Source organism: Photobacterium ganghwense (genome assembly GCF_017329545.1).
Lineage (GTDB): Bacteria > Pseudomonadota > Gammaproteobacteria > Enterobacterales > Vibrionaceae > Photobacterium > Photobacterium ganghwense.
In genome coordinates this window covers 1,325,689-1,343,765 of sequence record NZ_CP071326.1, presented here as the reverse complement: position 1 = coordinate 1,343,765, position 18,077 = coordinate 1,325,689, and the positions used below count along the sequence as shown (strand labels likewise).

General features: G+C 49.4%; 15 protein-coding genes. 8 read left to right on the top strand and 7 right to left on the bottom strand.

Annotation, left to right across the window (positions count from 1 at the left end; genetic code table 11):
- Nucleotides 1-44: 44 nt before the first annotated feature.
- Both FH974_RS22275 and FH974_RS22270 read left to right on the top strand, forming a co-directional pair.
- Nucleotides 45-1,088 carry an alkene reductase gene (locus tag FH974_RS22275; RefSeq protein ID WP_047886360.1) on the top strand — a complete coding sequence of 348 codons (1,044 nt, stop codon included), beginning with the start codon at nucleotides 45-47 and terminating at the stop codon, nucleotides 1,086-1,088.
- A gap of 234 nt (nucleotides 1,089-1,322) precedes the next feature.
- A complete protein-coding gene (locus tag FH974_RS22270) occupies nucleotides 1,323-1,889 on the top strand; it encodes a sugar O-acetyltransferase (protein ID WP_047885989.1) in 567 nt (188 codons plus the stop codon).
- Nucleotides 1,890-1,946: 57 nt separating this feature from the next.
- On the opposite strand, the gene FH974_RS22265 is transcribed toward FH974_RS22270, so the two are convergent.
- On the bottom strand, nucleotides 1,947-2,894 hold the full coding sequence (locus FH974_RS22265) for a DMT family transporter (protein WP_047885988.1): 948 nt from the start codon (nucleotides 2,892-2,894) through the stop codon (nucleotides 1,947-1,949).
- 102 nt (nucleotides 2,895-2,996) lie between these two features.
- Nucleotides 2,997-3,716: a helix-turn-helix domain-containing protein gene (locus tag FH974_RS22260; protein ID WP_047885987.1), complete on the bottom strand. Its 720-nt coding sequence runs from the start codon at nucleotides 3,714-3,716 to the stop codon at nucleotides 2,997-2,999.
- A gap of 376 nt (nucleotides 3,717-4,092) precedes the next feature.
- On the opposite strand from FH974_RS22260, the gene FH974_RS22255 reads away from it, so the two are divergent.
- From FH974_RS22255 to FH974_RS22235, 5 genes are all read left to right on the top strand, one after another.
- Complete coding sequence (locus FH974_RS22255; protein ID WP_207103777.1) at nucleotides 4,093-4,605, top strand: DUF2799 domain-containing protein; 513 nt, start codon at nucleotides 4,093-4,095, stop codon at nucleotides 4,603-4,605.
- Nucleotides 4,606-4,770: 165 nt separating this feature from the next.
- Nucleotides 4,771-5,535, top strand: a complete 765-nt coding sequence (gene modA, locus FH974_RS22250; RefSeq protein WP_047885985.1) for a molybdate ABC transporter substrate-binding protein — start codon at nucleotides 4,771-4,773, stop codon at nucleotides 5,533-5,535.
- Entirely contained in the window at nucleotides 5,535-6,224 is a 690-nt protein-coding gene (gene modB / locus FH974_RS22245; RefSeq protein ID WP_047885984.1) for a molybdate ABC transporter permease subunit, read from the top strand. The genes modA and modB overlap by 1 nt, the downstream gene beginning before the upstream one ends.
- Complete coding sequence (gene modC / locus FH974_RS22240) at nucleotides 6,221-7,306, top strand: molybdenum ABC transporter ATP-binding protein ModC (RefSeq protein WP_047885983.1); 1,086 nt, start codon at nucleotides 6,221-6,223, stop codon at nucleotides 7,304-7,306. Before modB ends, modC begins: the two co-directional genes overlap by 4 nt.
- Nucleotides 7,307-7,799: 493 nt before the next feature.
- On the top strand, nucleotides 7,800-8,492 hold the full coding sequence (locus FH974_RS22235; protein ID WP_207103776.1) for a CAP domain-containing protein: 693 nt from the start codon (nucleotides 7,800-7,802) through the stop codon (nucleotides 8,490-8,492).
- Between the two features lie 190 nt (nucleotides 8,493-8,682).
- Here the strand turns inward: FH974_RS22235 and FH974_RS22230 are convergent, their stop codons facing one another.
- From FH974_RS22230 to malT, 5 genes are all read right to left on the bottom strand, one after another.
- The gene (locus FH974_RS22230; RefSeq protein WP_207103775.1) at nucleotides 8,683-9,690 is read right to left on the bottom strand and encodes an alpha/beta fold hydrolase; all 1,008 of its coding nucleotides are present in this window, start codon (nucleotides 9,688-9,690) and stop codon (nucleotides 8,683-8,685) included.
- Nucleotides 9,671-10,744, bottom strand: coding sequence for a DUF2817 domain-containing protein (locus FH974_RS22225; RefSeq protein WP_242551910.1), 1,074 nt, complete (start codon nucleotides 10,742-10,744; stop codon nucleotides 9,671-9,673). The genes FH974_RS22230 and FH974_RS22225 overlap by 20 nt, the downstream gene beginning before the upstream one ends.
- A 259-nt stretch (nucleotides 10,745-11,003) precedes the next feature.
- Complete coding sequence (locus tag FH974_RS22220; RefSeq protein WP_047885981.1) at nucleotides 11,004-11,285, bottom strand: hypothetical protein; 282 nt, start codon at nucleotides 11,283-11,285, stop codon at nucleotides 11,004-11,006.
- 348 nt (nucleotides 11,286-11,633) lie between these two features.
- A complete protein-coding gene (locus tag FH974_RS22215) occupies nucleotides 11,634-12,311 on the bottom strand; it encodes a DUF4336 domain-containing protein (RefSeq protein WP_047885980.1) in 678 nt (225 codons plus the stop codon).
- Between the two features lie 34 nt (nucleotides 12,312-12,345).
- Nucleotides 12,346-15,054: an HTH-type transcriptional regulator MalT gene (malT, locus tag FH974_RS22210; RefSeq protein ID WP_207103774.1), complete on the bottom strand. Its 2,709-nt coding sequence runs from the start codon at nucleotides 15,052-15,054 to the stop codon at nucleotides 12,346-12,348.
- A gap of 492 nt (nucleotides 15,055-15,546) precedes the next feature.
- Between malT and FH974_RS22205 the strand changes: the two genes are divergently transcribed.
- A complete protein-coding gene (locus tag FH974_RS22205; RefSeq protein ID WP_207104252.1) occupies nucleotides 15,547-18,003 on the top strand; it encodes a glycogen/starch/alpha-glucan phosphorylase in 2,457 nt (818 codons plus the stop codon).
- Nucleotides 18,004-18,077: the final 74 nt, after the last annotated feature.

The following is an 18,077-nucleotide window of genomic DNA, read 5'->3' as shown; positions in this document are numbered from 1 at the left end:
AGAATGCCTATCTTGAATATACGTTCAAGATAGAGGTAAGAAAAATGACGGACATCCTGTTCCAGCCGTACGCCCTGAATGGCACGCTGACGCTTAAAAATCGAATTCTAATGGCGCCGCTGACTCGTTGTATGGCTGACGATGATTTGGTCCCGACGCAGGCGATGGTTGACTATTACGCCCGTCGTGCGGAGACGGGGTTAATCATTTCTGAAGCTACCATCATTCGTCCCGATGGTCAGGGGTATCCGAATACTCCGGGTCTGTATACGCCTGCGCAAATTGATGGCTGGCGCAAAGTCACAGATGCCGTACATGCCAACGGCGGTAAAATTTTTGCGCAACTGTGGCACACGGGCCGAGTGGCTCACCCGCATTTTTTTGGTGGTGAATATGTGCTTGCGCCTTCAGCGATTGCCGTAGAGGGAACGGTGCCGAGAATGCGCGAGTTGGTTTATACCGTACCAAAACCGGCGACCAAAACAGAGATTGAACAACTGGTTGCAGACTACGCTCAGGCTGCGGCTAATGCGATTGACGCTGGCTTCGATGGCGTTGAAATCCACGGTGCTAACGGCTATCTGATCGATCAATTTCTGCATTACTGCAGCAACACACGTGACGATGAATTTGGTGGTACACCGGAAAATATGGCGCGTTTCCCGCTGGCGGTGATTGATGCTATCGCCGATCGTATTGGCGCGGATCGCACAGGTCTGCGACTATCTCCGGGGGCTTACTTCAATATGGAAGGTGATGCCCGTGACCGCAATGTGTCAGATTATCTGTTGGCAGAACTGGAACAACGCGATCTGGCTTTCCTTCACATAGGGATCTTCGATGACAGCATGGAGTTCGACTATCTGGGTGGTACCGCTTCGGCCTATGTGCGTCAGCGCTACAGTAAAACACTGGTTGGTGTAGGGAGTTATTCTGCTGAATCTGGCAGTGCAGCCATTGTAAACAATCAGTTTGATTTGTTGGCGATTGGCCGTCCATTGATTGCCAACCCTGACTATGTTGCAAAGGTCAAAAACGGCGAAGCCTTGGTGGAGTATACGGATACTATGCTGGCAGAGCTTGTGTAAGTCATTAAGGCCGACGCTACTGAATAGGCGTTGCTGAATATAAGAGGGGAAGCTTAATAAGCTTCCTCTTTTTATTTGTATCGCATGTATTGAAAACTGACTGATATGGGACACATCAGTCATGTTCCCGTGCTGTTCATGTTCATGAACAAGCGAACTTAGCGGTATCAGTTAACTGAGGCAGACAGTAAGATGCAGTAATTCTTTCCAGTCTCAGCAATGAAGGAATACACATTGACGGAAAAAGAAAAAATGTTGGCAGGACTGCATTACAACCCGGCTGACCCGGAGTTGGTCGCGCTGCGTTTACGAGCTCGCCTGTTGACGGAGAAACTGAATCAAACCAGTGCGGTTGAGGCTGAAAAACGGGTGGCGATGGCCAAGTCCCTATTTGGGTCTACCGGGGAGCAGATTAACATCGAGTCATCTTTTCATTGCGATTATGGCCAAAACATTCACGTGGGAGAAAACTTCTTTGCGAATTTTGGCTGCGTGATTCTGGATGTTGCTGAAGTCCATATCGGCGATAATTGCTTTATTGCGCCGCAAGTCGGTATTTATACCGCGGCGCATCCAATTGATCCTGTTGAAAGGGCTAAGGGCGTTGAGTTCGCCAAACCCGTCTCGATTGGTAATAACTGCTGGATTGGCGGGCACGCGACCATTAATCCGGGGGTGACATTGGGTGACAATGTGGTTGTTGCTTCGGGGGCTGTGGTGACGAAGAGCTTCGGCAATAATGTGGTGATTGCCGGGAATCCGGCGAGAATACTGAAAACGATAGAGGGCTCGTCATACTGATTGCTCAGGCCACTCCCCCCAGAACAAGTGGGGGGAGCCATGCATTGGATTCACTGTTTACTGATGTGATTTAACGGACAGCTTGTGTTTATCGGCGGGGCTTTCACGGGTTTGTATGGTGAGGCACAGGATGATGAGTACCATGCCAAACCATCCCTGATATGGAATAACTTCGCCGACGATAGTGACGGCAAAAACGGCTGCGACGACAGGCTCGAACAAAGTTAACAGTGTCGCTTTACTGGCGTTAATGTGTCGTAACCCATAGCCAAACAGAAAGTAGCCGAGAAACATCGGAATCACTGCCATGTAAATCATCACCATGGCATTGGACAGTGATGCAAACATCTGATTGCCGGTGAAGAATAAGGTGGGCAATAACCCGATAGCTCCTAAACCAAACAGGCTTCCCATTGCGGCTGAGGATTGAATGCCTGTTTCAATCATCGCTTTAGCAACCCAGCTATACACAGCGTAAGCACAGCCGGCTATCAATCCCAATAAAATACCGGTCATCTTTAACGTGCTGCTTTCATCCAACTGCGATGTGGCAGGCTCGGCATAGGTCAATAAAGCCATTCCGGTTATTCCCAACCCAAAGCTGATCATCCAGCGTTGCGTCAGTGTATTCTTTTTGCTGATGAGACACTCTAGGATGGCCGTGGCAAAAGGCGCAGACGCAATGGAGATTACAGTGCCAATGGCGACGCCGGCTAGTCGCATAGAGGTATAAAATGCCAGTGGATAGACGGTGATGGCCACAGCACCGATCAGCAGCCGTTGTTTCTGTTGAAGCAGCCGGGGAATCTCTTGTACGAGGCGGGTTTTGGCAGACAGCGCCTGAATCAGGCCGCCAAATCCCATAGCAAAAGCGCCAATGGCTAAAGGACTGACATCCGGGGCAAAGCTTGCGACTGTGCCGGTTGTCCCCCACAGCAGGGATGCCAGCAGAATTGCCCAGATGCCGTAACGGGCAGAAGAAGCAGTTGTAGGATAAACAGTCATATCACAAAGGTCTCATTCAACAGAACAGTATTGTGATAAAGAATAATGGAACCTTACCGTTGATATTGTGCTGAACGGACGCAATGGTTGGCTGATAGGGCGCTATTGGGGGGATTGGTGCACAAATTCACGCGGCGATAATCCGAAGTAACGAGAAAACCGGCGGCTGAATGCTGACAGATCACGATAGCCAACCTGCTCGGCAACTAACTGGACGGGCAAATCAGTATGGCTTAGCAAAGCTTTGGCTTTTTCCATCCGTTGTTGCGTAATGTATTGGTGAGCACTGATACCAATGTGCTTTTTAAATAGCTTCTTAAATTGTGTCGGGCTCAGGCAGGCGACTCCGGCCAGGAGGTTGATCTCAAGCGGTTCACAAAGTCGCTCGGTGATATAGCTTTGAGCAGAGCGAATGCGCGGATCGACCGGATGAGTGAAGCCTTGTTGCTCCAGCAATTGGTAAAAGATCGCCAGAACCGATTGTTCAAGTCTGTCGTCTACCTGATATTCCAGCTGTTTTTCAATAAAAAAGAGAAAACTGAGTAGCGGAGGCGTCACACAAAAGACAGCATACCCATTTATGGTCAGATTTGCAGGCAACTCGTTCAGGTCGGCCACGATAAAACGTGCGGCTTCATCGGCCCTGAAGTAGTGCTGTTGTCCTGCTTGAATCACAACACATTCGCCTACAGAGACTTTTCCGGTGTAACCCGATAATTCAATGTTGATTGTTCCCTGTATGGGTAATACCAATTGATGATAGGTATGTGTGTGGCCACGGCGCTGCCGATTGTAGGAACGAATGCTGAGGCTGTTTTCCATGAAATCAAAAAGTCCTGTTTAACGCTGACGTTATATTACACAACCAAACAGAGAATTGCCGTTTCCAATGCACTTTCTATTGTTGTTTGATCTTTTTATATAACCATTCTTCTAATGGCTTTGACCGAGTAGGGCCAGCTAATTAATGCTGGGAACTTGCTGTTCGAAACGTGTTCCTGAGACACTGTGCTTAGCCACGCTTTGATGACTGCTTTCACGGATAAACCAATCACCTTCTTTATCAAACAGATTGTAAATTGGGCAAGTTAGCTAAAGGTTGGGAGTAACTTTCTGCTTTTTAATGAACGCTGTTTGATTTAGTATGTCGGCTTGCTTTGTTTTGACATGAGGTTTTATGTTTAGGCGCTCCCTTTGTATGTTGTTATTGGCGCAGCTTGTCGGATGTTCAAGCATGTCGGTGGAAGAGTGTCAGGTTGCTGACTGGTACTCTGTCGGGCTTCAGGACGGGCAGAATGGCGTACCCTCAACAAGAATCAATGATTATGCGCAGGACTGCCGGGAAGCCAATGTCATGGTTGACCACCTCTCCTGGGGGAATGGTTATGAGCTGGGGTTGACCCATTACTGCATGCCGGACAACGGCTATCGCGTAGGCCGTTACGGCGGTGTGTACAACGGTGTTTGCGACAACCCGCAGTTCATTGAGCAGTACAACCGTGGTATTCAGGAATACCGTGTCGAACAGCGGATTCAGGAAATAGACAGAGAATTGTCGACCATTGCCTATCAGGTGCAGCAGTTGAACAAGAAGCAGAACGGCAACAGCGAAGAAGCCAGGTATCTGCGTAAAAGAGAAAAAATGCTGCGTTCGGAAAGGCAGGCTTTAATCGTGCCGACGTATCAGTACCAATATCATTTTTCATTCTAAACTCGCCTTCATCATGTGATCTGAGGTTGTTGCTCAGATCACCTTCACCCAGTGTCGTGATAAATGGCGCAGCAAGCTATTACACCTCGCAGGGAGTATTGCTCGATACCGATATGTACAATAGTATATATCGGTATTTTTATTGTCACGATATGGAGAGAACAGATGAACTGGAGCCGAATTGCCCTGTTTGGGCTGGCCTTGGCGGGTACAAACAGCTTTGCTGCAGACAAGATCACGGTGTTTGCGGCGGCCTCACTGACCAATGCGTTGAATGATGTGGCAAAAGCCTATGAGGACAAAACCGGCGTCTCGACAACGCTTTCTTATGCTTCTTCTTCAACGTTGGCACGTCAGATTGCTCAGGGGGCTCCAGTCGATATTTATCTGTCAGCGAGCGAAAAATGGATGGACTATCTGGCAGAGCAGCTAGCAATCGACGCTTCATCCCGTAAGTCGTTGTTGGAAAACAGCCTTGTCATGATTGCGCCGACCAGTTATCCGGCTGACAACATTGAAATTACCGCCAACTGGAATCTGACCGAAGCCTTGAAAGGGACCCGTTTGGCTATGGGCGATCCGAATCATGTGCCGGCGGGTATGTATGCCAAGGAATCTTTAAGCAATCTGGGCTTGTGGCCACAGGCAGAGAAAGCACTGGCGGCAGCGAATAACGTACGTTCAGCGTTGTTGCTGGTGGAACGGCAGGAAGCGAATCTGGGTCTGGTTTATAAAACGGATGCCATGGTGTCAGAAAAAGTGAAAATGGTGGGGGTGTTACCTGCGGACAGTCATACACCAATCACTTACCCGGTGGCGATGATTAAAGGCAAAGCAGAAGATCCACAGGTAAAAGGGTTCTACGATTATCTGATGACAGATGAAGCGGCAGCTATTTTTGAAAAATATGGCTTTGGAGAATCACGCTAGTGTTATCCGACTACGAGATCCAGGCATTGCTGTTGAGCCTGAAAATTTCCGGGGTGGCTGTGTTAGTGAGCTTACCTCTGGGAATGGCGTGTGCCTGGTTGCTGGCTCGTAAAAATTTCATGGGTAAATCGGTACTGGATGGGCTGATTCACCTGCCTCTGGTGTTACCGCCGGTTGTTATTGGCTATCTGTTGTTGGTGATGTTGGGTCGTCAGGGTTGGCTCGGGAAAGTCTTATATGACTGGTTTGGGCTGACTTTCAGTTTCAGCTGGCGCGGCGCTGTGGTGGCGGTGGCCGTGGTCTCTTTCCCGCTGATGGTCAGGGCTATTCGGCTGGCATTGGAGAATGTCGATCCTAAACTGGAGCAAGCAGCGAGGACCCTTGGCGCGAGCCCTTTGCGTGTTTTTCTCACGATTACATTACCGCTGACTATCCCCGGTATTTTGACTGGCTCGGTACTTGCCTTTGCTCGCGCCCTGGGGGAGTTTGGGGCCACCATTACGTTTGTCTCGAATATCCCCGGCGAAACTCAGACCATTCCACTGGCCATGTTCTCATTCATTGAAACTCCGGGTGCAGAAAGTCAGGCAGCGCGGTTATGTGTGATTGCGATTGCCATTGCACTGGCATCACTACTGGCCTCTGAATGGCTGGCTCGACTTGCCCGACGACGTCTGGAGGCACAATGATTAAGATTGCTGTGAAACAAACACTGGGTCAGCTGAAGCTGGATGTCGATTTGATGCTGCCTATGCAGGGCATCACCGCGGTGTTTGGTCGTTCGGGTGCCGGTAAAACGTCACTGATCAACGTCCTTAGCGGATTAACCCGGCCTGATGACGGGGTGATCGAGATCGGGGACAAAACCATTGTTGACACTCAGCGCGGGATTAACCTCCCTCCCGAAAAGCGTCAGATTGGTTATGTTTTTCAGGATGCCCGGCTGTTTCCCCATTACAGTGTGGAAGGCAATTTACGTTATGGCTGTGTGAATCAGTCTCCTGATAATTTTCAGCATGTTATTGATCTGCTGGGCATTGCGCACTTATTGAAACGCTATCCGGCCTCATTGTCCGGAGGGGAGAAGCAACGTGTCGCCATTGGTCGGGCGTTATTGTCGAACCCAAGCATGCTGCTGATGGATGAACCGTTGGCGTCTCTGGATTTACCCCGCAAGCAGGAATTAATGCCATATCTGGAAAAACTGGCCAGAGAGATCAAAATTCCGATTGTGTATGTGACGCACAGCCTGGACGAAATTCTTCGTCTTGCTGATCATATGGTCATGATAAATCAAGGGAAGGTGGTGATCTCCGGCCATATAAACAGTGTGTGGGGCTCACCGGCGATGCGCCCTTGGCTGCCAAGCAAAGAGCAAAGCTCATTGCTTAGTGCCAGGGTGAACTTTCAGCATCCGGACTATGCATTGACACAGGTGATGCTGAATCATGATGCCTATCTGTGGGTCAAACGGCTGGAACGTGCCCGTGGCGAGTGGGTACGAGTAAGAATCCATTCTAACGATGTCTCTATTGTCCGCGAGCGACCAACTCAAACCAGTATTCGAAATGTGCTCGCTGCCCGAATTGATAAACTTCACTCGGTTGATGAGGAAGAGCGGGTGGAAGTCCGGTTACGAATTGGCGAAGCTCAGCTTTGGGCCAACATTACCTTGTGGGCAGCTGATGAGTTGGAACTGAAGGTTGGTGATCAGGTTTATGCGCAGATTAAAGGGGTGAGTGTTACTCAGGATGACTTAGTGGCACTGTAATTAACATTATGAGGTAATTAAAAAATGCTGCAATTACGCAGCATTTTTTTTATTGAGTCCATATAGGCTTTTTTCATTAATAAATATTTAACAATTAATAATATTTTGACAGAGATATTTTATTAAAATCAAAGATTAGACTTATTAATATCGACAGGGCAATGGAGTGTGACTTATTTATTAGTCATTATTGTTAGTTTTTCTGTTTATTTTTATCTCATGTTTGAGATGTTTTTAATTTCATTTAAAATCAATGAATAACAACCATGTTTGGTCAAATTTCAACCAGATTTATTTGTCAATTATCTGTCAATATGGCTTAAAAATAACCGTTGCATATTGAATCGTTCAGTCCCAAGTCAGTATAGTGTGCCTCGTCTTCTTGATATTCAAAATTATTAATCGTGTTTTATTAAGCTAAATTATTTATAGCAACTCATGAACCATTGAGCTTAATAAAACATATCTATTGTATTCTACAGCTAGGTATATTATGAAAGTTCTTCCTTTGTTCGTATTGTCGGCGTTAATTCTTACGGGATGTGGTGGTTCAGGCGGTGGTTCTGATTCATCGGGAACGACCTCAACCGGGACTGGTAACAGTGGTAGTGCGATTAATACGGGAAATAACACCGGAAGTAACAGTGGCAGCACAGACAGCGGAAGTACTGATAGCGGCAGCACTGGCGGTAACACGGGTACCACAACGCCGGATAACGGTAACAACACCGGTGGAACCACTGAACCGACTACACCACCAGATTCCACTGAGTTTGCAGACTTGATGCTATACGCGGTGAATCAGGCGCGTTCTCAACAGCAAAACTGTGGCGGTGAAATTATGCCAGCGGTGTCAGCGCTAACGTGGGATTATGACCTGGAAGCGGCGGCATACGGTCACTCCAGTGATATGGCTAACGGCAACTTCATGAGTCATACCGGCTCTGACGGTAGCTCGCCAGGTGACCGTATCGATGCGACAGGTTATGTATCTAGTGCATGGGCTGAAAACGTGGCTGCAGGTCAGAAAGACATTGATGCCGTTATGGCTTCCTGGATGGCCAGCCCGGGTCACTGTAAGAACATCATGAGCGGTAACGTAACGCAAATGGGTTCAGCGGCTGTAGAAAATCCGGACACGCAGTACGGTATTTACTGGACTCAGGTCTTTGCTCGTCCGCGTTAATCGCTGAGCCTTAGCAACCGGACCAGATTAGGGCATAAGTCAGAATCAGGTCACAAGCCATGCATACAAACGGTGTGCAAAGATGAAGAAAAAGGTCGCAGATTATCATGCGGCCTTTTTGCGTTTTACCCGAGTATGGCTTGTGGTTTAAACAGAAATTGTTCAATCGTCTGACTGTGATGACACCGGGCTACCGCGGTTTTGCCCCGGGTTCGGATTGCTCATGTAACCGGAAAAATGTGGTGACCCGGTTGAGTACCCACTCAGGATCATCCAAGGGTAAGTCGTGACCGGCAGCCGGATGTAACAACAGCGGGACGGCCCAGGCTTTTGCCAGTGCTTTGCTGCAGGCAACATCGACCAGTTTGTCCTGCTTGCTGGCTAGTAAAAGGGTAAAAGCACTGGGCACGCCATGGTGAGTGAAGCGGGCTGCAGCAAATAACTGGCGTAGGGCATTTCGCGATGAAACCGGGCATTGGGCCCTCCACTGGCACCATTGTTCAAGATGTTTAGCGGGTGCCAGACGTGTGGTCAGTCGGAAAAATGTCGCCTCTCTGTCATTGGCTGTTTGAAACAGTCCACGCAGAATGGCCGGATAGTTTTGCCAACGCAGCCGGTGATAAAAGGGGGAATAGGGGCGGGCACTGGTATTAATGAGCACTGACTGATGAATCTCTTCCGGGTAGCGGTTCATCCACTCCATTGCAATCATTCCCCCCATCGAGATGGCGATAATATCTGCTGCCAATTTGGGGGATTGCTGGCTTGGATGAGGCTTTGTTTGAACCGGCTGTTGTGTATGTTCCAGATCCTGCTTTTGAGCTTGAGCTTGAGCTTGAGCTTGAGCCTGAACATCCGTGCCTGCGGGGGGCGTTGTGGTTGTTTCGTGTGCCGGGTGGGTCGCTAGTGATAACGCTAGTTGCTGGCGTAAATCTTCAACCATCTCAGGTAACTGCGAGGGTGATGCTTCTTCAAACCGTTTGCCGTTTCCGGCTAGATCGAGGCAGATTACCGGCCTTGAAGGGTAGTGTTGCTCTAGCATCTGTGTAAACGCTCCCCAGTGTCGGCTCTCGCGAAGCAACCCGCGCAACAAAATAATGGGGCGAGCACTTTCATTGGCTCCGGATGTCGCGGAGGAAGTGGTTGTTTCAGATGACGCAGTCTCTGAATATGACGACTCAGGTAAGGCTATGCTCATTGTCAGTTAAATCCGATTGAGGGTACCAAAGCGAAATGGCTTGCCGGGCATAATCGGCATTGGCATCGCTTAAAAACCAGCTGGTGTAAGAATAGGCTGCACTCATCATAAATTCCGTTAAGGTCAGGTGGGTACGCAGCACTCTGTCGACTCGATGAGGTTTCATAGGATGAAATAATCCAATCCGATCGAGCAACTGTAACGGGTTCTTTCTCACCCAGCGCCAGGATCCCATTTCCAGGGTCAGCGGCAGCAGTGACTGATGCCGGGCCGAAGCCAGATCATAAAGGTGATCCCAGAGATCACCGTGACAGGTGTAATGTTTGGTTTGTGGTTCAAACAGGTAGTTCTGATGCGGAAACGCATTGAAGAACAGTGTTTTTAAGTGAAACAGTGCACCGATATCCGCAATTGGCTGGAGACGGCTTTTGGCATAAGGAAACCAGAGACGGTCTTTATTGCCGAATCCAGAATGAAAATCCAGCGCAATCGTCAACGGGCTTTGGCGAGTTTCACTGAGCACGGCTTGGATCAATGCTCGCGACTCCAGTTCCATTGGTGCACCTTCGGCTCCGCGATACCAAGGGAGAAAACGTGATATCCGGTGACCGCCAACCAACCAAGCTGTGCGTTCAGCACTGTCGACCGGGGCATTCCTCATTAAATCCACATGATTGCCATTCGAACGATACCGTTTTGCCATGCCGACAGGGTTCAGCAGTGGAATAAAAACCAGTCGCAGGCGTTTGAGACGGGTTTGCAGTGCTGCATCCCAATGGAGCCGTTGGCACAGACTGTTGAGTAACGACAGCACCACCTGGCTGCCTATCCGCTCCAGGCCATGTACCCCACCAATAAACATCAGGCAGGGAGTATCAGGATGGGGATTACCGAGGGCAATTTTATAGATGGGAAGTGGAACGTTTTCGAGTTCGGTCACTGCCAGTGTGTTGACTGATACAGGCACACTCTGAAGGTGTGTGACCTGATGGTTAACCAGCGTTTCGAGTTGCATCATTTCAGGCAAGCGCCGGTAAAGATCATACTTATTCAAACGCTTAACTCCCTAACGCTGCTTAAGGTTATGAAGGCCATGTGTCTCATACTAGCCAGTTCCCCTTACAATAATATGTCACTCCGAAAACGAAGAGAAAACCGATAATGGCTGGGCATCGTACAAGCGGCAGGCGAGAACTTGCCTGATAGGAAAGGGAGGGTACGGGGAGCCGAAGGCTGAGAGTCTAATATTCATGGGCGTAAAAAGCCCCTATGCGGGGCTGAGTTAGGGATATTATTGGCTAAAGGCCTGTAGGTTAGTGAGTCTGACTGAATCGTTTGGCACTTTGTAGTTCATACTCCTCCACATCATGAATCCATTTCGGACGATTGATAATTTTCGCAAGAATCAGTGATGGAATGATGCAAAATAACAGCGGTATCGCTTCATGGAGGTAAGTGCTGGCAAACGCCTCTTCATGGGAAAGGTAATTCAGACCAGCTAAACAACTGAAAATAATGCCCATCATCACCGAAATTGCACTCACGACAAGAACAATTCCAAGCAGGTCCCTCAGAAAACATTTAGAAGCATTCATTTCCATTTCCTCACAAGAAATACGATATGAATATACGCCACTTTTCGGGTAAATGTGTGAGTTTTATCACATATGGTCATGATGAAACCACAACTCGATAATTCATTGATTAAAGACAATAAATCAGGCGCTCTTGAACCAAACGGTAAACCATATCACCTAAAAATGGGAAATGACTTGTGAGGAATTTCGCTATGGGTGATATCAACGGCTTGGCAACGGACTGCTTATTTTCATTTCGTCGGCTTATCTCTTGATAAGCTATTCGGCTGTCACGTCAGAGGTGAACAACGTGACAGCAAAAGAGAAAATCGGCAAGAGTTTCGGTTTCAGGTTTCGGTTTAGGGCTTAAAACGCCCATCGAAATGCATGGTGAAACACGGCTTTGCCGTTCTCGGTAATATTTTCGCCGTGAGACAAAATGATGCGATCAAATGGCCAGGTCAGAATTTCCTGTAATGACTGCCGTAACCGGGTTTTGTCTTTAAAGGTATGCCGCCAGTAATAAGGCATGGCCGGTTGCCAGTAACAACCGCTCGCCACCCCTAAGGCAACAGTAAGCGGGTGGCAGGCGTGGCGTAGCCAAGCCAGAGTGTCGCCCACAATCAGGGTGTTGGACTCCGGATCGCAGAAGACCACTTCTTCCATTTGGTCACTACCACGCAACAGGGTCTGATAAAGCTGATGGCGCCAGATAGACGGACTATTGGCACTTAATGCATCATCAAACACCAGATCGGTGCGTTTGGTTTGTAAGCCCGGCGGGGCAAAAAAATAGGCTTTCGGATAGGCCAGCCACCATTCCGAAAGATAGAGATGGTGATTCATATTGGGGCTGACAATGGCATACACACTGCCCAGTTTGGTCAGCTCAATTTGCATTTGGGTAGTGAGCTGGATAGGGGAATGAATCAGCAACTTCCCGTTATCCAGCTTAATGACGGTCATTCTGGCACCCACAGGTATGCCGTGGAACCTGAACGGCATATCCTGAAACCAGATCCTGTCTTTGCTCCATTCTTTCATCGGTCATCCTTAACCCGAGATGAAGCCCTGAGGATCAGAAGCCCATCAGTTTCAACAGATTCTCAGCAGTCTCAATCGCTTGCTGGCGATTGGCTATGTTGAGTTTTTGGTACAGATTGCGGATATGAGTTTTGATCGTGGTTGACGCCACATCCAGCTCAGACGCAATTTGTTCATTGCTGTAACCGGCATAAATCAGTCCCAGTACCTGCCACTCCCTTTGTGTCAGTGGACTGGTGCGAATCAGTTCAGGTACATCCGGTAGATTCAGCAGCTTTTCTACAAACTGCTCATCAAAATGGACGGAACGGTTTCGCTCTTTGCTGGTCATTTCTCTCAGCAGCTGGCGTGCGCGATGAAGTTCCAGTTCATTCAACGCTTTGGTGTCTGCCAGTTCCTGCAGTAAATCACAAATTTCATTACCGTCACACAAGAATATTCCAACCATTCCCGTGCTGTTGGCAAGGCTAAGCGCTTCTTTTAACTGGGCCAGCGCCTGAAGACGGTTACCTTGCTTTTTACTCAGCACAGCTTGTACCACGAGATTTCGGTTTTTGTCTGTGACCAAATTATGTTTGTTACAACTTTCTTCAAGCATAGCAAACACTTGTTCAGCCCGTTCATACTGACCAACGTTGACGCTGGCACGCCCGATGTTTCGCCATTGCAGCTGTTGGAAGTGGTTACATGCACCATCTGGCTTTTCCGCCTTTTCCAGCCACAGTCGGATGCTCTCCGTATCGCCGGTGGTTTGCCAGTAGAGCAAATTGGCCAGGTCGGTATTGGCGCGCCAGTCAATGTGGTAGACGGAGCGATCCATCAGGCTGTTACACAGTTCCAGGTAGCGGGCCGCTTTGTCATGTTCACCACGGGTTACGGCAATGCGCGCCAGCATGGAGTAAGCATGCAAGAATTTGGTTTCATCATACGGAGCCAGCACTTCCAGGCTTTTTAGTGCCGATTCTTCAGCTTCGTCCAGACGGTTCCAGCACCATAGGATCTGCGCCCGCAGACGCAACAGGAACTCGTGCAGCGGCACCTGTTGCAGATGCTGTTCTCGCACCAGTTTAAAGGCTTGATCCAGCAGTTCAAATGCCGTCTGGACATAACCTTGTGCCAGATTAATTTCGCTCTGCTGAAGCAGTGCCCACAGCGCCTGATGGTAAACATGATACTGACGAGCCATTTTCTCCGTTTGCTGCATCATTGGCAGCGCACGGCTCAGGTTGCCGAGGCAGTGGTGGACTTCGCCAACAACGGATGTAGCAACGATACGACTACGGTAGGTGGTGGATGGCAATTGCCCGAGCGCCTGCTCCGACAAAATCAGGGCATCTTCCGGCTTGCTCTGGTTAATTGCCACCTGGGCTCGCAGGGCATTGAATTCGCCCTGCAGCGCATCATCCAGCTCAATATGTCGATTTGCCAGTTCTTGCTCTGTATGGGTCATCATATCGCCGACATCGTTATAGCGATGCTGACTTTGCAGAAGCCACATGCGCAGCAGGCTCAGGCGCGGCTGGGTATACAGGTGATCACTGTCCAGTGCGGCAATGGCATCTTCCAGCAGTGTCATTTCACCGTGATGGAACATTTCCCAGCCGTAGCTGCAAAGGATATCGATGACCAGTGATGGATCGTCTGCTTTCTGGGCGTGCAACAAGGCCTGCTGTGGTGAGCGTTGTTTGAGCCAGGCTTTTGCCGCCAGTGCGTGTAATTCGCCACGTTGCTGGGGAATTTGCGCGTAACGCTGGTGGCGCAGAAATTCAGCAAACAGATTGTGGAATCGATACCAGTTGTTGTCGCCTTCCAGCGTATTGAGGAACAGACCAAAGCGGTTGAGGGACTCCAGCATCGCCAGTGCGTCACTCCGACCGGTCAGGTCGGTTACCAGCTGGGCGTTGAACATATCGAGCACTGAACACTGCAACAGAAACTTCTGGGTTTCCTGATCCAGCAAATCAAACACCTCTTCGGCCAGATAGTCCCACAAGTGGCCCCGGTTAAAACTGGCCATGGACTCAGCTGACTCAACCAGATGCATCGGTCTTTGCTGAGCGTGAAGGGCAATCAGCTGTAAGGCAGAAGGCCAGCCTTCAACCTGCTGGTGAAGCGAGCGGAGAATGTCCACTTCGACTTGTTCAGACAGCCGTTTTTTGAAGAAGCGGGTTGTTTCCTCTTCATCGAAGGCCAACAAATCGTTATCCACTTCAATCAGCAGATCCCGGACGCGCAAATTGGCCGTGCCCAGCGGCGGCATGGTACGGCTGGTAACCACCAGAGTCAGGTTATCCGGCATGTTTTTCAGGAAAAAGCGCATCCCGTCGTGAATGTCATCGTTAGTAATGAGATGGTAGTCGTCCAGCACAAGATAAGTTTGTTCATGGTAATCCACCAATTCGGCAAACAGTTCGCCAAACAGGGTAGACAGACAGGCAAACTGACGACGTTCAGCCATCGCCTGTGTTTTCGGGCAGGCCAGTTGCGAGGCTTTGTTCAGCGCTTGCAGGAAATAGTTGGCAAAACGGAACGAGTCATTATCGTTTTCGTCGATATTAAACCAGCCGGTGTGAGGGTGTTCGTTCAGCCATTGCGCTGCCATGGTGGTTTTGCCATAGCCGGCAGGAGATCGAAAAAGAACAAGACGATAGTAAGGGGCCTGATTAAGGGCATCCAGCAAACGGGGACGCATGATGGCGTTATGAAGGCGTGCCGGACGGGTTAATTTCGATGGTATCCACATAGTCTTGCTATCTTACTCTAAGGTTACAGTTCCGTTGTACTCTGCATACTGATGATAGAAACACGCTTATTCCTGCGCGTGATCAGCATGGAGAGGCTCTCGGGCGACCGACATCTTGCATGAAATGTTTCACGCAACTTTTGATCTGTCCCATAACTTTACCTCCCAAAATGGCGAGATCAGCAAATCTCGTGCTCTCATCCCCATATTTATGAACCAAATCACACAATTAAAAACTTTCACAGAGAAATCATCATGGCTTTGCACATTAAAATTTAGGATGATTATGTGAGCCTAATTGCACTTGGGGCGGCTGATTAGTGCTTCTCCACCTCGATTTTTTGCAGGCTGTCACACAATGATGGGGAGAAAACGGACTACGCCCCTAATACTCCTCCCTCATCCCTCCCTACACGGGAGGATGTTTTGCCGGACTAAGGCAGGCAACATAGGTATCAGTTGGAAATAATCCTAGAGCGAGATTGAACCATGATTAAGAATGGTCAGACACAACAGTTTGATAAAGCAGCATTTAAAGCCGCTGTAGAAAAACATCTCACCACGACTTATGCGTACACGACCGAGAGTGCCACGCCTCATGCCTGGTATCTGGCTATGGCTCGTGCACTGGCTGAAATCAGCACGGGTAATCTGCTGGCGACCGAACAAAAACTCGCAAAAGAAAAAGCCCGCAGCGTGAATTACCTGTCTCTTGAATTCCTGATTGGCCGGCTGACAGGTAACAACCTGATTAGCCTTGGCTTGTATGAAAACGTAGCTTCAGCAATGGAAGAACTGGGCCAGAACCTGACTGATTTACTCGAAGAAGAGCGTGATCCGGCTCTGGGTAACGGTGGTCTGGGGCGTCTGGCTGCTTGCTTTATGGATTCGCTGGCTGCGCAGGAATACCCTGCGGTCGGTTACGGCTTGCACTATGAGTACGGTTTGTTCCGTCAGTCATTTGAACAAGGACGCCAGGTTGAAACACCGGACGGCTGGCGTGGTGTTGAAGGCTACCCTTGGGAAGTGGTTCGTCCTGAACTGACCCAAACTGTCAGCCTGTACGGGTATGTTGAAAGTTATCTGGACGAAGACGGCAACAACTATCGTCGCTGGGTTCCGGGTATGACGGTTGACGGTATTGCGTGGGATTTGCCGATTGTTGGCTATGACAACAACTCCGTTTATCCGCTCCGCTTGTGGGAGTGCCGTTCACCGGCACCGTTTAACCTGGCCCGTTTCAACGACGGTGACTACGTGGGTGCACAATACCCGGCACTGGAAGCGGGTAACGTGACCAAAGTGTTGTACCCGAATGACAACCACGATCAGGGTAAAGCGCTGCGTCTGATGCAGCAGTATTTCCACTGTGCCTGTTCCATTGCGGATATTCTGCGTCGTCACCATGCCGCCGGTAATGAGATTGAGGATCTGGCGAAACTGGAAACGATCCAGCTGAACGATACGCACCCGACCATCGCCATTCCTGAGCTGATGCGTGTTCTGATTGATGAATACAAAATGGGGTGGGAAGCCGCATGGGCGATCTGCTCGCAGACTTTTGCCTACACTAACCATACATTACTTCCGGAAGCGCTGGAGACATGGAGTGAAGCCCTGATTCAGCAAATGCTGCCTCGTCACATGGAAATCATCTTCGAGATCAACCACCGTTTCCTGAAAGAAGTAGAAGCGGCTTGGCCGGGGAATAATGATGTCAAACGTAAGTTGTCTATTATTCAGGAAGGCCCGCAGCGCATGGTTCGCATGGCTAACCTCTGTGTGGTCAGCACCTACGCCGTAAACGGAGTGGCGGCGCTGCACTCAGAATTGGTGAAGCGTGACTTGTTCCCTGAGTTCAACGAACTGTATCCGGGACGTTTGACTAACGTGACCAATGGCGTCACACCTCGTCGCTGGATCAAATACTGTAACCCGGGTCTGTCTGAGTTGATCAGTGAAAAAGTGGGCAGCGACTGGCCGGTTCATCTGGAAAAAATCGCCGGTTTGGCGGAATTTGCTGATGACGAGGCGTTCCAGCAACGCTTCATGGCCGTGAAAAAACAGAACAAGCAACGTCTGGCTGACTGGGTGAAAACCAACATGGATATCGATCTGGATACAAATGCCATTTTCGATATTCAGATTAAGCGTCTGCACGAATACAAGCGTCAACACCTGAACCTGCTGCACATTCTGGCGCTTTACCACCGTCTGCTGAATGATCCGACGTTTGATATGCATCCACGGGTGTTCTTCTTCGGGGCGAAAGCTGCACCAGGTTATGCGCTGGCAAAAGATATCATTTTTGCGATCAACAAAGTTGCCGAGAAGGTGAACAATGATCCGCGTCTGGGTGGCAAGCTAAAAGTGGTCTTTGTACCAGACTACCGTGTCAGCCTGGCGGAAATCCTGTTCCCGGCGGCAGATGTGTCAGAGCAAATTTCAACCGCCGGTAAAGAAGCATCCGGTACCGGTAACATGAAGTTCGCCATGAACGGTGCATTGACAATCGGCACCATGGACGGCGCTAACGTAGAAATGCGTGAAGAAGTAGGCGATGACAACATCTTTATTTTTGGCTTGCTGGTTGATGAAGTGCAGAAGCTGAAACAGGAAGGGTACGATCCTTACCGTTACTACAACGCCGACAGCATGCTTCGCGCGGCGATGGATCTGCTGGATTCTGACGAATTCACGCCAGGTCAGCCGGGTCTGCTGTCCGCTATTCGTCAGAACCTGCTGGAAGGCGGTGATCCTTACCTGGTGCTGGCAGACTTTGCCGATTACGTAAAAACCCATGAGAAAATTGATGCGGCTTACCGCGATCAGAAAACCTGGGCCCATAAAGCGATTCTCAATACCGCACTGATGAGTAAATTCAGTTCTGACCGCAGTATTCGTGACTACGCCAATAATATCTGGAACCTCAAGCCAGTGAAGTGCTGAGCGAGTCCAGATATAACGAAACCGAATTGATATCAGCAACACCCAAACATCGTAGCGGCCGCAAGGCCGCTAAC

What these genes read in the sequence shown, in the direction of transcription:
- FH974_RS22220 (WP_047885981.1), bottom strand. Translation starts at nt 11,285, where the DNA reads ATGAATGCTTCTAAATGTTTTCTGAGGGACCTGCTTGGAATTGTTCTT.
- malT (WP_207103774.1), bottom strand. Translation starts at nt 15,054, where the DNA reads ATGTGGATACCATCGAAATTAACCCGTCCGGCACGCCTTCATAACGCC.
- FH974_RS22275 (WP_047886360.1), top strand. Translation starts at nt 45, where the DNA reads ATGACGGACATCCTGTTCCAGCCGTACGCCCTGAATGGCACGCTGACG.
- FH974_RS22265 (WP_047885988.1), bottom strand. Translation starts at nt 2,894, where the DNA reads ATGACTGTTTATCCTACAACTGCTTCTTCTGCCCGTTACGGCATCTGG.
- FH974_RS22235 (WP_207103776.1), top strand. Translation starts at nt 7,800, where the DNA reads ATGAAAGTTCTTCCTTTGTTCGTATTGTCGGCGTTAATTCTTACGGGA.
- modC (WP_047885983.1), top strand. Translation starts at nt 6,221, where the DNA reads ATGATTAAGATTGCTGTGAAACAAACACTGGGTCAGCTGAAGCTGGAT.
- FH974_RS22230 (WP_207103775.1), bottom strand. Translation starts at nt 9,690, where the DNA reads ATGAGCATAGCCTTACCTGAGTCGTCATATTCAGAGACTGCGTCATCT.
- modA (WP_047885985.1), top strand. Translation starts at nt 4,771, where the DNA reads ATGAACTGGAGCCGAATTGCCCTGTTTGGGCTGGCCTTGGCGGGTACA.
- FH974_RS22255 (WP_207103777.1), top strand. Translation starts at nt 4,093, where the DNA reads ATGTTGTTATTGGCGCAGCTTGTCGGATGTTCAAGCATGTCGGTGGAA.
- FH974_RS22260 (WP_047885987.1), bottom strand. Translation starts at nt 3,716, where the DNA reads ATGGAAAACAGCCTCAGCATTCGTTCCTACAATCGGCAGCGCCGTGGC.
- FH974_RS22215 (WP_047885980.1), bottom strand. Translation starts at nt 12,311, where the DNA reads ATGAAAGAATGGAGCAAAGACAGGATCTGGTTTCAGGATATGCCGTTC.